At 75.4% G+C, this 13,650-nt stretch carries 10 protein-coding genes and 2 pseudogenes; 3 read left to right on the forward strand and 9 right to left on the reverse strand.

Features of this window, described 5'->3' with window-relative positions:
- Positions 1 to 981 (forward strand): sigma factor (locus ONA70_RS36735; RefSeq protein WP_319958915.1); only part of this gene is annotated, 981 nt, incomplete at its 5' end.
- 117 nt (positions 982 to 1,098) lie between these two features.
- Here ONA70_RS36735 and ONA70_RS27820 read toward each other — a convergent pair.
- The 3 genes from ONA70_RS27820 to ONA70_RS27830 are packed head-to-tail and all read right to left on the reverse strand — an operon-like array spanning position 1,099 to position 4,321.
- On the reverse strand, positions 1,099 to 2,571 hold the full coding sequence (locus ONA70_RS27820) for a pyridoxal phosphate-dependent decarboxylase family protein (RefSeq protein ID WP_265009453.1): 1,473 nt from the start codon (positions 2,569 to 2,571) through the stop codon (positions 1,099 to 1,101).
- Positions 2,568 to 3,974: an MFS transporter gene (locus ONA70_RS27825; protein ID WP_265009454.1), complete on the reverse strand. Its 1,407-nt coding sequence runs from the start codon at positions 3,972 to 3,974 to the stop codon at positions 2,568 to 2,570. Before ONA70_RS27825 ends, ONA70_RS27820 begins: the two co-directional genes overlap by 4 nt.
- 32 nt (positions 3,975 to 4,006) lie before the next feature.
- Entirely contained in the window at positions 4,007 to 4,321 is a 315-nt protein-coding gene (locus tag ONA70_RS27830; protein WP_265009455.1) for an MGMT family protein, read from the reverse strand.
- Positions 4,322 to 4,334: 13 nt separating this feature from the next.
- On the opposite strand from ONA70_RS27830, the gene proB reads away from it, so the two are divergent.
- Both proB and ONA70_RS27840 read left to right on the forward strand, forming a co-directional pair.
- Positions 4,335 to 5,492 carry a glutamate 5-kinase gene (proB, locus tag ONA70_RS27835; RefSeq protein ID WP_265009461.1) on the forward strand — a complete coding sequence of 386 codons (1,158 nt, stop codon included), beginning with the start codon at positions 4,335 to 4,337 and terminating at the stop codon, positions 5,490 to 5,492.
- A gap of 67 nt (positions 5,493 to 5,559) precedes the next feature.
- Positions 5,560 to 6,801 carry a glutamate-5-semialdehyde dehydrogenase gene (locus ONA70_RS27840; protein WP_265009456.1) on the forward strand — a complete coding sequence of 414 codons (1,242 nt, stop codon included), beginning with the start codon at positions 5,560 to 5,562 and terminating at the stop codon, positions 6,799 to 6,801.
- A gap of 544 nt (positions 6,802 to 7,345) precedes the next feature.
- Here the strand turns inward: ONA70_RS27840 and ONA70_RS27845 are convergent.
- The 6 genes and pseudogenes from ONA70_RS27845 to ONA70_RS27870 all read right to left on the reverse strand — a co-directional run.
- A pseudogene (locus ONA70_RS27845) lies at positions 7,346 to 8,212 on the reverse strand (hypothetical protein); the annotation flags it as partial.
- Positions 8,213 to 8,281: 69 nt separating this feature from the next.
- Positions 8,282 to 9,529 carry an adenylyltransferase/sulfurtransferase MoeZ gene (moeZ, locus tag ONA70_RS27850; protein WP_265009462.1) on the reverse strand — a complete coding sequence of 416 codons (1,248 nt, stop codon included), beginning with the start codon at positions 9,527 to 9,529 and terminating at the stop codon, positions 8,282 to 8,284.
- Between the two features lie 41 nt (positions 9,530 to 9,570).
- A complete protein-coding gene (locus ONA70_RS27855) occupies positions 9,571 to 10,473 on the reverse strand; it encodes a DUF3152 domain-containing protein (RefSeq protein ID WP_265009458.1) in 903 nt (300 codons plus the stop codon).
- A 77-nt stretch (positions 10,474 to 10,550) separates the two neighbouring features.
- Complete coding sequence (locus ONA70_RS27860; RefSeq protein WP_265009459.1) at positions 10,551 to 11,444, reverse strand: DUF3152 domain-containing protein; 894 nt, start codon at positions 11,442 to 11,444, stop codon at positions 10,551 to 10,553.
- Positions 11,445 to 11,449: 5 nt separating this feature from the next.
- Complete coding sequence (locus ONA70_RS27865; protein ID WP_265009460.1) at positions 11,450 to 12,541, reverse strand: alpha/beta fold hydrolase; 1,092 nt, start codon at positions 12,539 to 12,541, stop codon at positions 11,450 to 11,452.
- 46 nt (positions 12,542 to 12,587) lie between these two features.
- Positions 12,588 to 13,650 (reverse strand): annotated as a pseudogene (locus ONA70_RS27870) (hypothetical protein); the annotation flags it as partial.

A 13,650-nucleotide genomic window follows, 5' to 3' on the forward strand; every position in this document is an offset into this window, starting at 1 on the left:
GCGGGCCCGGGCCGGGTCGCCGACCGACGGGGTGACCCACGGCCGCGCACGCCGACCCCTCCCGGCGCGGGCACGCCGCCGGTCCGGCCGACGACCGAGGTGAGCGCCGCGGTGGCGGACGACCCCGGGCCTGGCTTCGACGAGGTCTACCGTCGCCACTTCCAGCCACTCGTGGTGCAGCTATACGCGTTCGTCGGGGACATGGGCGAGGCGCAGGATCTGGTGCAGGAGGCGTTCAGCCGCGCCTGGCCCCGCTGGCACCGGATCGCCCGGTACGACGACCCGGTGGCCTGGGTCCGCCGGGTGGCCTGGAACGTGGCCGTCAGCCGATGGCGTCGGCTGCGTACCGCCCGGCTGTTCGGCCAGCGGCAACGGCCGGAGGTGGTGGCCGGCCCCGGTCCGGAGCGGGTGGTGCTCGCGGCCGCCCTCGCGACCCTCCCGGCCAACCAGCGGCGGCTCGACGTCCGGATGGGCAACGCCGGCACCCGGGCCTACGACAGCGGCGACCTGATCGTGGTGCTCCCGGTCGAGGCGACGCTCGACCTCAACGGCACCAACATCGGCGGCTGCTTCAACCAGGGCCAGACCGACGACACGAAGACGATGTACTGCACCGGCGACGGGCCGATCCCGTCCGGCGGCTCGCGCTCGTACCGGATCGGCGTGCGGGTGAACATCGCGCCGAGCGGGCAGGCCCGTACCCTGACCGGCTTCGCGCTGACCGTCCGGGCGAACGTGGCCGGTGCCTTCCCCAGCGACCGCACCCCCGCCGACAACACCACGGGCACCGACCTCCAGCTACCCCCGGCTGAACCGCCCGCACTGTCGGCTGTCCGGCAGCGCGGGCTGCAACCGGGTCGGCCGGGACCGAGTGTTACCGGCGCCGGACCGCCCGGCGGCCCGACCCGCCAGGTGTGGGCGACGTGCCGGCCCTGGAGGTCATCCACTACGACGCGCAGGAGCGGTGGTGGCGCGACCTGAAGTGGGATGACAACCAGGTCAGGCTGAAGACGGCCGGCTGAGGACGCGGCGACCCGGGTCCCGGGTCGCCGCGTCACATTCGCGACATGTCACGGCACAGCCCGACGTCCACCGAGGTCACCAGGACGGGTGTTGCAGGAGCCCGACGAACTCCACGAGCAGCCGCTCCCGCAGCCGGACCGGCGCGGCGTCGAGCAGCGCGTTCACCGCCGCCATCCGCTCCGTCGCCGGACCGGCTCCGAGCCCGAGACCGGCGGCGAGCCCCGCGACCAGCTCGGGGGTGAGCGCCTCCGGGGTGAGGCTGCCGGCGAGCGCCCGCAGCTCCGCCGGCAGCTCCACCGGACCGGCCGCCCGGGCCGCCGCCACCGCCTCGGCCAGCGCCGGTCCGAACTCGGCCACCCGCGGGGCGACCGCCGCGGTCACCGTGAGGTGCACGCTGGCCGGCAGTCCGGCGTACGCGAGCTGCGGCTGGGTGTGCCAGCCCCGGGCGGTCAGGTCGTCGACCAGCACGAACAGGTCGAGCCCTGGGTCGTCGCTGGTGAAGCAGACCACGGTGGACTCCGGCTCGGCCAGCAGCCGCAGCCCGGCCACCGCGCGGACCGCGTCGGCCAGCCCGGCCACCGCGTCCCGGGTCAGCGCCGCCAGCCGCAGGTAGCCGTCCTCGCCGAGGTGGCGCAGGGTGGCGTAGGCGGCGGCGATCGGCCCGCCGGAGCGGGTCGAGGCGATCACCGGGTTGACCATCGTGTACCCGGGCCAGTCGGCGTACGCGAAGTACTGGGGGGCGCGCAGCGCCGGGTCGCGGTGCAGCAGCACCGACACCCCCTTCGGGGCGTACGCGTACTTGTGCAGGTCGACGGAGATCGAGGTGACCCCGTCGACGGCGAAGTCGAACGGTGGCACCGGCGCGCCGAGCCGGCGCAGCCAGGGCAGGGTCCAGCCGCCGAAGCAGGCGTCCACGTGGCAGCGCACCCCGGCCGCCGCCGCGACCGCCGCGATCTCCGCCACCGGGTCGACCACGCCGTGCGCGTACGACGGGGCGGAGGCGGCGACGAGCACGGTCTCCGGCCGGATCGCGGCGGCGACGTCGGCGGGCGACGGACGCAGGGTCACCGGGTCCACCGGGACCGGGTCGAGGGCCACCCGCAGGTAGTGGGCGGCCTTGGCGAACGCGGCGTGCCCGCTCACCGGCACCACGATCCGGGGCTCGGTGAGGTCGGGGCGGGCGTCCCGGGCCGCCTTCACGGCGAGCATCAGCGACTCGGTGCCGCCGCCGGTGACGCTGCCCACCACCGCCGGGGCGGCCGTGCCCGGGCCCCCGCCGAGCAGCCGCGCCGCCGCCGCGACCAGGGCGTTCTCCATCGCCAGCAGGGACGGGAAGGCGGTCGGGTCGAGACCGTTGACGTGGGCGCTCTCGGCGTACGCGGCCTGCGCCAGCTCGTCCAGCCCGGCCACCCCGGGGTCGTAGACGTACGCGAACAGCCGCCCGCCGTGGGTCGGCCGGTCGGCCGCCCGCAGGGCTCGGATCTCGTCGAGCACCCGCGGCGCGGGCACCCCCTCGACGGGCAGCGCGCCCGCACCTTCCTCGGTCATGGACTGCTGGCGCCCTTCTCGTCGGGGATCAGCGGATCGGTCGGGATCCGGGCGGCGGGCACGCCGGCCGGTCGGGTCACCGCGGCGAGCCGCGCGGCGGTCAGGTCGTAGCCGCGCAGCAGCGCCACCGGCAGCGCGACCAGCACGGCCGGCAGGACGGTGAAGCCGAGCAGGACGCCCAGGCGGGCGCTCGCCGGCTGGGCGGCCGCCACGCCGGTGGCCGAGGAGACGTACCCGGAGAGCTGCAGGACCAGGCCGTGGATGCCGGGGCCGAGGGCGAGGCCGAAGGTCTCCCCGGCGGTCCAGAGCCCGGTGAACACCCCGGCCTGCCGTCGCCCGGTGCGAGCGGTGTCGTACGCGATGCAGTCGGGCAGCATCGCGAGGGCGAAGACCTGCTGGCCGGCGTACCCGACGCCGATCAGCGCGACCACGGCGTAGACCGCGGCGGCCGGCAGTGCCGGGGAGGCGACCAGGGCCAGCGCGCCGGCCGCGAAGAGCAGCGAGGCGACGGCCAGCGCGGCCCGCTTGCCGGCCCGGGCGCCGACCCGGGTCCAGATCGGCATGACCAGCAACGCCGGCCCGACGAAACAGGCGAAGAGCAGGGTCGGCCCGGTCTGCGGGTCGCGCAGCACCTGGCCGGCGAAGTACTTCACCCCGGCCAGCACGGTGGCCACCCCGGCGGACTGCACCACGAAGCAGACGAGCAGGAGCCGGAACGGCCGGTTGCGGCCGGCGACCGCGAGCTGGGCCCGCAGGCTCGGCTCGCTGGCCCCCACCGTGCCGGTCGGCGCCGTGCGGGTGCCCAGGAACGCGCCGACCGTGCCGGCCACGATCAGCGCTGCGACGAACAGCCCCATCCAGCGGTGCCCCGGCACGCCGTCGCCGCCAACGGTGACCACCGCCGGGGCCACCGCGCCGGAGACCAGGATGGCCAGCGCCAGCACCGCGATCCGCCAGCTCATCAGCCGGGTACGCTCCGCCGGGTCGTCGGTCAGCTCGGCCGGCATCGCCACGTAGGGCACCTGGAAGAAGGCGAACGCGGTCGCGGTGGCCAGGAAGGCGACCGCCACGTACGCCCCGGCGGCCGGGCCGGTCCCGAACGGCGCGGCGAAGATCGCGCCGAACAGCACGGCCAACGCGAGCCCACCGCCGAGCAGGTACGGCCGGCGCGCGCCCCAACGGGAGCGGGTCCGGTCGGAGATCCGCCCGGCGACCGGGTTGACCAGCACGTCCCACGCTTTCGGCAGGAGCACCAACAGGGCGGCCACGCCGGCCGCCACGCCCAGCGTGTCGGTGAGGTACGGCAGCAGGAGCAGCCCCGGCACGGTCCCGAACGCCCCGGTGACCAGGGAACCCGTCGCGTACCCGACGTGTACCCGGCGCGGCAGGCCCGTTGCTGTCATGGAGCCGAATGCTACTCACGTTATGGCCCGGGTCACATCCTCTCCTCCGGCGACCAGGCGGCCGCCGTCATGTCCACCCGTTCTCCCCGCAGCGGGCAGCCCTCGGCCCGCAGCCGGGCCCGCGCCTCCCGCTCGTGCCCGGGCGGGAGCCGGCCGGCCGAGTTGACCACCCGGTGCCAGGGCACCGCGCCCCCGTGCCGGGCCATGATCGAGCCGACCAGCCGGGCCGAGGCCCGCCCCGAGCGCTCCACGAGCGCGTCCGCCACCGCCCCGTACGACATCACCCGGCCCGGTGGAATCCGCTCGACCAGGTCGAGCACCGCCTCGACGTACTCGTCAGGTGTCATGACCGGCCACGATATGGGAACGCGGCCGGGCCTGGCGGACCCCGGCGCGCAGAATGGTCGGGTGCGTGAAGCAGTCACCTCGGCCCGCCGGATCGTCGTGAAGATCGGCTCGTCCTCGCTGACCACCACGACGGGCGGCCTGGACGACGCCCGGGTCGACACGCTGGTCGACACCCTCGGCACGCTGGCCGCCGAGGGACGTGAGGTGGTGCTGGTCTCCTCCGGCGCGATCGCCGCCGGTCTCGCCCCGCTCGGGCTGCCCCGGCGCCCGCGTGACCTGGCCACCCAGCAGGCCGCCGCCAGCGTCGGGCAGGGCCTGCTCATCGGCCGGTACGCGGCCAGCTTCGCCCGGCACCGGCTGACCGTCGGGCAGGTGCTGCTCACCGTCGACGACGTGACCCGGCGGGCGCACTACCGCAACGCGTACCGGACCCTGCGCAAGCTGCTCGACCTGCGGGCGGTGCCGATCGTCAACGAGAACGACACGGTGGCCACCGAGGAGATCCGGTTCGGTGACAACGACCGGCTGGCCGCTCTGGTCGCCGCCCTGGTCGACGCCGACCTGCTGGTGCTGCTCTCGGACGTGGACGCGCTCTGGACCGGCGACCCGACCCGGCACGGCAGCACCCGGATCACCGAGGTGCGCGGCGAGGGCGACCTGGCCGGCGTGGACATCGGCGGAACGGGCCGGGCCGGGGTGGGCACCGGCGGCATGGTGACCAAGGTCGAGGCGGCCCGGATCGCCACCGGCTTCGGCATCCCGGTCGTGCTCACCGCCGCGCCACTGGCCGCCGAGGCGCTCGCCGGCGAGCAGGTCGGTACGTTCTTCCACCCGAGCAGCCGGCGCCCGGCCGCCCGGCTCTTCTGGCTGGCGCACGCGACCGCGCCCCGGGGGCGGCTGCACCTGGACCCGGGCGCGGTGCAGGCCGTGGTGGGCCGGCGCAAGTCGCTGCTCCCGGCCGGGATCACCGCGGTGGACGGCGCGTTCACCGCCGGCGACCCGGTCGACCTGGTGGACACCGAGGGCGCGCCGGTCGCCCGGGGGCTGGTCAACTACGACGCGGTGGAGCTGCCCGGGCTGCTCGGCCGGTCCACCACGGAACTCGCCGCGGCCCTGGGCCCGGCCTACGAACGGGAGGTCGTCCACCGCGACGACCTCGTACTGCTGTAAGCAGGGTCCCCTTGTCAACGCCTGGCGTTGCACAAGGGGACCCTCCTGACAACACAAGGAGTGCCGAATGAGCGTCGTCGAGCAGGCCCGGCGGGCCCGGGACGCGGCGGAGGCCCTCGCGGTCGCCACCCGTACGGTCAAGGACGCCGCGCTGGTCGCGATGGCCGACGCGCTGGTGGCGCGTACCCCGGAGATCCTGGCCGCGAACGCGGCGGACCTGGCGGCCGGGCACGTGGCCGGGCTGACCGCGGCCGTGCTGGACCGGCTCGCCCTCGACGCGGGGCGGGTGGCCGGCATCGCCGACGCGCTGCGTCAGATGGCCGCGCTGCCCGACCCGGTCGGCGAGGTGGTCCGCGGCTCGACCCTGCCCAACGGGCTGGAGCTGCGGCAGGTCCGGGTGCCGTTCGGGGTGGTCGGCATCATCTACGAGGCCCGGCCGAACGTGACCGTGGACGCGGCCGGGATCTGCCTGAAGTCCGGCAACGCGGCGCTGCTGCGCGGCTCCTCCTCGGCGGCGCACTCCAACGCGGCGCTGGTCGCGGTGCTCCGCGACGCGGTCGCCGGGGCCGGCCTGCCGGCGGACGCCGTGCAGCTCCTCGACGCCACCTCCCGCGACTCCGTCAAGGAGCTGATGCGGGCCCGGGGCCTGGTCGACGTGCTGATTCCGCGCGGCGGCGCGTCGCTGATCCGGACCGTGGTCGAGGAGTCCACCGTGCCGGTGATCGAGACCGGGGTGGGCAACTGCCACGTCTACGTGGACGCCGCCGCCGACGTGGCGAAGGCCGTGGCGATCACCCTGAACGCCAAGACCCAGCGGCTGTCCACCTGCAACACCGCCGAGTCGCTGCTGGTCCACGCAGCCGTCGCGGACGCCTTCCTGCCGGCGATGCTCGAAGCCTTCGCGCAGGCCGGGGTCACCGTGCACGGCGACGCTCAGGTGGCCGCCTACTCCGCCACCGTGGTCCCGGCCACCGAGGAGGACTTCGCCACCGAGTACCTCTCGGCCGACATGTCGGTCGCCGTGATCGACTCGCTCGACGCGGCCGTCGCGCACATCCGCCGGTACGGCACCGGCCACACCGAGGCGATCGTCACCGACTCCCAGGCGGTGGCCCGCGAATTCGTGGCCCGGGTCGACGCGGCGGCCGTGATGGTGAACGCCTCGACCCGGTTCACCGACGGCGGCGAGTTCGGCTTCGGCGCGGAGATCGGCATCTCCACCCAGAAGCTGCACGCCCGTGGCCCGATGGGCCTGCCCGAGCTGACCAGCACCAAGTACGTCGTCACCGGCGACGGCCACCTGCGCTGACGGTGAGGCTCGCGGCCGGCCCGCGGGCGGACCGGGCTCGCGGGTAGGCGGGGCTCGTGCCCAGGGTGCGGATTGCGGCAGGCCGTGGTGTCCCGCCATCGGGATGCCCCGCTTCGCCGCAACCCGAGTCGATCAAGCCTCAGGCGACGGTCGGGGCCTCCCCCGTCGCCGGCGCGGCGGGCTGCCCGGCCGGCGCGTCCAGGTCCGCCGCGCGTACGACCTGCGGCGGAACCACGGCCGGCGCCGGGATGACCGCCGGCGGCGGGGCGATGCCCTCGTGGGCCAGCGGCACGATGCCCCGCAGCGCGGTGGTCAGCGGCGGCGCGACAACCGGCGGCGGGCCGCCGTCCGGCCCGGGAACGGGCGGCAGGACGACCGCCGTGGGCGGCGGCACCGCCGGCCCGGGAGCGGGCGACGGGACGGCCGCGGCCGGCGGGAGCGGCGGCGGAGTGCGCTGCGCCGGCACCGGTGGGGCCGGCAGGGCGGCCGGCTGGGGCAACCGGAAGACCGCGCCGGGGACCGGCGCCTCGGGGCTGGTCGGCAGGCAGGCACGGATGGCCCGCAGGGTGGTGTGCACGTCGAACTGGTGGCCGTCGTCGCTGTCCCACCCGCCGTCGCTGCGCTGGGTCTCGGCGAGCCGCTTGCGCGCCGAGACCAGCAGCCACTGCTCCTCGCCCACCTCGACCCGGCGCAGCGTGGCGGCGAGCCAGGCCACGTCGGCCGGCGACATCTCGGGGAGCCGGTCGGCCAGCACGGCCTGGATCCGCGCCGACTCGTAGTACATCTGCTGACGGTGCAGCACGGCCGCGCTCAGCCAGCCGGCGGGGAGGAAGGACGGCCAACTCCCGTCCGGTGCCAGCTGCGCGGCGAGCGCCTGCGCCACCGCCTGCACCACGCCCGCGTACGCGCCGCCGACCCGGAGGTCGAGCGGTCCGGCGGCGCGGGCGTCCAGCCCGGCCACGGTGAGCCAGAAGCCGGCGTTGGCGGTCAGGTAGAGGCGAGCCTCCGGGTCCCCCGGCGTGGCCCACTCGGGGGCGAACCCGGCCAGCGACGGGTCCTCGTCCCAGCCGCCGTCGGGGAGCTGCCGGGCGGCCAGCCAGTCCAGGGCGTGCCGGGCGGCCGGCCGGCCCAACCCACCGAGGTCGTCCAGCTCGGACAGACGGAAGCAGGTCGCGTCGACCGAGGCGACCGTACCGTCGAGGACGGCGGGCCAGCCGCCGCCGGGCGCCTGCCCGGCCTCGGCCGCGTCGAGCAGGTCCTCGGGCACCGGGGTGCCGGTGCGCAGCCGGGAGAGGCGAGCGCGGTCCACCGCGTCGCCGTGCGCCACGACGAAGCCGATCGCCGCGTCCAAATCCACCACGGCAGCCACGCTACCTGTGCAAACGCGGTTGCACCTCGGTAGCTCGGCCAGGGGTGGCCCGGCCCACCGGCGGGTACGCGAAGGGCCCGCCCGGCTGCCGGGCGGGCCCTTCCCGAACACTCAGTACGCGGGCAGCGACGGGTCGATCTGCTTGACCCAGGAGAGCACCCCGCCCTGGACGTGCACCGCGTCCTTGAACCCGGCCGCCTTCAGCGCGGCGAGCGCCTCGGCGGAGCGGACCCCGGACTTGCAGTGCAGCACGATCTGCTTGTCCTGCGGGAGCTTCGCCAGCGCCTCGCCGGAGATGATCTCGCCCTTGGGGATCAGGGTGGCGCCGGGGATCCGGACGATCTCGTACTCGGCGGGCTCGCGGACGTCGACCAGGAAGATGTCCTTGCCGGCGTCCTGCCACTCCTTCAGCTCCAGCGCGGTGATGGTCGAGTCGACCACCGCCTCCTGCGCCTCGACGGAGACCGCGCCGCAGAAGTCCTCGTAGTCCTCCAGCAGGTCGGTGACCGTCGGGTTCTCGCCGCAGAGCACGCAGTTCGGGTCCTTGCGGACCTTGATCTTGCGGTAGCTCATCTCCAGGGCGTCGTAGACCATCAGCCGGCCGACCAGCGGCTCGCCGATGCCGGTGAGCAGCTTGATCGCCTCGTTGACCTGGATCGACCCGATGGACGCGCAGAGCACGCCCAGCACGCCACCCTCGGCGCAGGACGGGACCATGCCGGGCGGCGGCGGCTCCGGGTAGAGGCAGCGGTAGCACGGACCGTGCTCGGCCCAGAACACCGACGCCTGGCCGTCGAACCGGTAGATCGACCCCCAGACGTACGGCTTGCCGAGCAGCACCGCCGCGTCGTTGACCATGTAGCGGGTGGCGAAGTTGTCGGTGCCGTCGACGATCAGGTCGTACTGGGAGAAGATCTCCTTGACGTTCTCCCGGTCCAGCGCGGTGTTGTGGATCTCCACCTGGACCAGCGGGTTGATCTCACGGATCGAGGCGGCGGCCGACTCGGCCTTGGACCGCCCCACGTCGGAGACGCCGTGGATGACCTGCCGCTGGAGGTTGGACTCGTCGACGGTGTCGAAGTCGATGATGCCGAGCGTGCCGACGCCGGCGGCGGCGAGGTACAGCAGGGCCGGCGAGCCGAGACCGCCGGCGCCGACACAGAGCACCCGGGCGTTCTTCAGCCGCTTCTGACCCTCGACCCCGACGTCGGGAATGATCAGGTGACGCGAGTAGCGACGGATCTCGTCTACGGTCAGCTCGGCGGCGGGCTCGACGAGCGGGGGCAACGACACGGTGGACTCCCCGGGATCGGCGGTTGGACCGCGCCATTGTCGCTCGCTGCGGTGGGGATTGGCCATGAGGAGGGACACGTCGTCCGACATGCGGGAGCGGGAATAATTCAGAGGCCGTCGATGGGCTCACCCGCGTAGCGAGCCCCGTCGACGTACGGCCAGGCGTTCGCGACGCACCCGTCCAGCCCGTACGTCTGCTGCTGCATCACCGGCGCGGGGGCGCCCGATCCGGGGCAGGCCTGGTGCGACTCGCCGAACTCGTGTCCCACCTCGTGGTTGATCACGTACGTCCGGTAGACCTCGAGCGGCGCCCCGTAGTCCGGCACCGCCTCCATCCACCGGGCCAGGTTGATGATCACCCGGCCGGGCAGCCGGCAGGAGGTGTACCGCTCGGTGCTCAGGCCCCCCTCGGCGCACATCCGCTCGGAGGTGGCCGGGCTGGCCAGGTAGATGGTGAAGTCGGCGGCGGCCGGCTCGGTCACCCGCTGCACCCGCAACTCTCCCGAGGCGATCCAGCTCCGGGGGTCGCCGAGCACCGCGTCCACGGCACCGGCGAACGCGTCGGCATCCTGGCCGGTTCCCTGCTCGACCGCGATCCGGTAGCGGCGCAGCGGCCCTCCGTACCCGCGCACCGGCGAGTTGCCGTCGGCCGCGGCGAACTGCCCGGAGCCCTCGGTCGGATACCCGCCGGGTTCCGCGTTCCCCGGCCCGGCGGGCCGGTCGGCCAGCCCCGCGCCCCGGACCGCCGCCATCGGGGCGGGCACCGGGTCCGCGAGGCGGTGGACCGCCTCGGTCAGGCCCACCACGGCACCGCCCGCCGCGAGCAGGACGGCCAGGAGCAGGACGGTACGTCGTCGGCGGCGTCGCATCCGACGCAGCCCGGGGCGGACGGGCGGGGCGGCGCCGGGGTGGGCCGGCGGGCGGTCGAAGTCGAGCCGGGCCGGCCGGACGGCCGGGCTGGGCGGTGGCCCGAGCTCGGCAGGCGGGTCGGAAGGGGACGACGACGTCATGACACCAGCGTGCCATGCAATTCGGGCATTTAGCCGCTTTTGCCGCTAGAGCCGCGCAATACTTCTCATCGCCACGATCAGGGCTTCCACGCCGGCGGGCCGGTGTACCGGCGCCCGTTCACGTACGGCCATGGATTCGGTCGGCAACCGCCGAGGAAGAGGGTCTGCTGCTGCATCACCGGCGCCGGCCGGCCAGCCGCCGGACAGCCCTCGTGATGGTGGCCGAGCTGATGCCCGACCTCGTGGTTGATCACATACAGCCGGTACGTCTCCAGCGGCAGCCCCGCCGCCACCAGGTGCGGCGCCGAGGTCTGCCAGCGGTCCAGGTTGATCACCACCTTGCCGGACACCCGACAGGAGGTGTAGGGCACCCCGCCCTTGCGGATGTCGATGCCCCCGTTCCGGCACAACCGCCCGGCGGTGTCCCTGGTGGCCAGGTAGACGGTGAAGTCGTACCGGGCCCCGGGTGCCACCCGCTGCAACCGCAGCTGGCCGCCGTCCACCCAGCTCCCCGGCCCGGCGAGGGCCCGCTGCACGGCGTCGCCGAATTCCTCGACATCCAGACCCGAGCCGGTCTCGACCGCGACCCGGAACCGGCGTACCACCCCGGCCCGGCCCAGCACCGGGGCCGGCCGGGCGTCGTACGCGAAGCTTCCGGGACCGTGCGCGGGCACCGGGCCGGGCAGCGCCAGCACCGGTGCCGCCGTGGTCGGTTCCGTTATGGGTTCCAGGGTCAGCGAAGGGCTCGCCGACGGCGTCGGCGGGGCGCTCGACGTCGGCGGCTGGACCGCCGACCCGTCACTGACCAGCACCTCGAACCTGAGGGACGGCCGTTGCACCGCCACCCCGACGGCGACCGCCCCGGCGGCGAGGAACGCGAGCAGCACGAGCGTGTACCGCCGGCGACGGGCGGCCGGACGACGGGAGGCGGGACGCGCGGCAGGGCGGCGGGCACGGGCGGCGGAGGGCATCCGGCTCAGCCTGCCATGTCGCGAGGTAGTGCGCTGTCCACCGTTCCGGCGGTCGGGTCAGCGCCCGGCGCGGCGGTACGCCATACCTCGGCGAGCACCCTGGCCTCCGGCGTACCGGCGGGCACCGCATCGCCCCGCGCGCCGCTCGCCTCGCCCGGCGGCTCGGCGAGCATGGCCAGCACCGCCCGGGCCACCGTGCGGGGCACCTCCACCTGGGCCACGTGCCCGACGCCGTCGAGCATCAGCAGCCGGCTGTCCGGGATCACCCGGGCCGCCTGCGGGGCCACCCGGACGTCGACCAGCCGGTCCTGCCGGCCCCCCACCACCAGGGTGGGCACCCGCAGGCCGGCCGCCATCCGCCAGAGCGAGTTCGGTCCCGGCAGGTACGACCGCAGGAAGCAGGAGACCAGGCCGCGGAGCGTCCGGACGTACGCGGCCGCGTAGTGGGCCGCCTGGTAGCGGATCCTGATCTCCTCGACCGCCTCCTGCCGGCGCTGCTCGCTGATCCGGGTCAGGTCGGCGATGCACGCCTCCATCACCTGCTGGGCCATCACCTCGGGCGCGAGCTGGGTCAGGTGCCAGGCGGCCAGCCGCTCGCCCCGGGGGATCGCCAGCAGCGGCAGCATCCGCCCCTGCAACGAGCGGCGGAAGTCGAGGAACGGCAGCGCCGGCGAGACCAGGGTCAGCGTGCGGACCAGATCCGGCCGCAGCGCCGCCACCCGGACCGAGACCGCCCCGCCCAGCGAGTTGCCGAACAGGTGCACCGGGCCCCGGTCGGTGTGCTCGATCCAGCTGACCACCCGGTCGGCGAAGGCCGGGATGGTGTACCGCCGGCCCGGCTCGCTGCGACCGAAGCCGGGCAGGTCGATCGCCTGCCCGTCGAGCCGCTCCGCGAGCAGGCCGGCCAGGTCCGTCCAGTTCTGCGACGAGCCGCCGAGGCCGTGCACGTAGAGCGCCGGTTCGGCGTCCAGCCCGGTGGCCGGGGTGTCCCGGACGTAGGTGACCGCGCCGTCGAGGCGTACCGCCCGGCCGGGCCAGGGCGGTGGGACGTGGTGCGCGGGCAGGCGGTCGTCCGGCCAGAGCGAGGCGGGCTTCATGCCATCCAGTCTTCCCGCCCGCGGGCCAGCCGACACCGGCCGCCGCTCAGGCCAGCAGGGCCTCCAGCCGCCGGTTCACCGCGGCCAGGGTCGCCCGGACCATCGCCTGCCGGGGATCTCCGGCGACCAGGGCGGAGCCGGCCAACTGCTCCACCCAGCCGTCGCAGACCAGCAGCACCACCACGGTGGCCACCTCGCAGTTGCCGAACGGCAGCACGGCGGCGTGCTCGACGAAGCAGCGTCCCCGCTCCGTGGTCGCAGCCACCCGGACCAGCATCTCGTCCACCGCCGCCGCGGCGGCCACCGCGCAGAGCCGCAGCACGTAGCCGTCGACGGCCGGCCCGGTGGCGTGCCCCTCCGCCGTCCGGTCGTCGGCGATGAGGCGTACCTCCACGGTGGCGTCGAGGCCGAAGGTGCTCACCTGGACGTGGTCGATCACCACCCGGGGCCCCGGCGCGCCGCCGGTGTTCAACGGTCGGGAGGGCGCGGTCTCCGTCGTGGTCATCTGGCCACCGGAGTACGACGTGCCGACCGTCACCGGGCTGCCGGTGGGCCCACCGGTCGGGGCAGTGGCGAGCGAGGATTCCTCCACCGTGGCCCGGCCCCGGTGGGTGGCGGCCGGCCGGCGGCGGCGCGGCGGACCGGCGGTCGGGTCCGCGCCCTCGGCGGGCCGTTCGACCGGCCCGCCGACCCGGGACTCCGGCCGGGCGGCGCGCTCCTCGCGTACGTCGGCCGGCCGGTCCGGCACCGGCCGTGGCTCGACGGCCTGCGGCTCGGCGGCCCGCGGCGGGACCGACCGGCGGCGGACCGGGGGCGGCGGGGCGGCCGGCGCGCCGGGCAGGTTCTGCGGGGCGGCGGCCAGCCCCATCCGCTCCTGGAGCAGGCGGGCCACCAGCCGGCTCACCTCGGCCGGGTCGGCACCGTCGGCCAGGTCGAGCCGGAGGCTGTGCGCCCCGGCCGGGGTCCGGCGCAGCGCCGCGTCCCGGACGCCGGCCACCTCGCGGACGGCGTCGAGGATGGCGTTGACGTCGAAGCCCTCGGGCCGCTCGCGCAGCGGCGCGGGCTCGTCGTCACGACGCAGGTGGGTGGCGATGCGGGCGAGTTCCGGG

The organism is Micromonospora yasonensis, assembly GCF_026013475.1.
Lineage (GTDB): Bacteria > Actinomycetota > Actinomycetes > Mycobacteriales > Micromonosporaceae > Micromonospora > Micromonospora yasonensis.

What these genes read in the sequence shown, in the direction of transcription:
- ONA70_RS27820 (WP_265009453.1), bottom strand. Translation starts at nt 2,571, where the DNA reads ATGACCGAGGAAGGTGCGGGCGCGCTGCCCGTCGAGGGGGTGCCCGCG.
- ONA70_RS27825 (WP_265009454.1), bottom strand. Translation starts at nt 3,974, where the DNA reads ATGACAGCAACGGGCCTGCCGCGCCGGGTACACGTCGGGTACGCGACG.
- ONA70_RS27830 (WP_265009455.1), bottom strand. Translation starts at nt 4,321, where the DNA reads ATGACACCTGACGAGTACGTCGAGGCGGTGCTCGACCTGGTCGAGCGG.
- proB (WP_265009461.1), top strand. Translation starts at nt 4,335, where the DNA reads ATGGGAACGCGGCCGGGCCTGGCGGACCCCGGCGCGCAGAATGGTCGG.
- ONA70_RS27840 (WP_265009456.1), top strand. Translation starts at nt 5,560, where the DNA reads ATGAGCGTCGTCGAGCAGGCCCGGCGGGCCCGGGACGCGGCGGAGGCC.
- moeZ (WP_265009462.1), bottom strand. Translation starts at nt 9,529, where the DNA reads ATGGCCAATCCCCACCGCAGCGAGCGACAATGGCGCGGTCCAACCGCC.
- ONA70_RS27855 (WP_265009458.1), bottom strand. Translation starts at nt 10,473, where the DNA reads ATGACGTCGTCGTCCCCTTCCGACCCGCCTGCCGAGCTCGGGCCACCG.
- ONA70_RS27860 (WP_265009459.1), bottom strand. Translation starts at nt 11,444, where the DNA reads ATGCCCTCCGCCGCCCGTGCCCGCCGCCCTGCCGCGCGTCCCGCCTCC.
- ONA70_RS27865 (WP_265009460.1), bottom strand. Translation starts at nt 12,541, where the DNA reads ATGAAGCCCGCCTCGCTCTGGCCGGACGACCGCCTGCCCGCGCACCAC.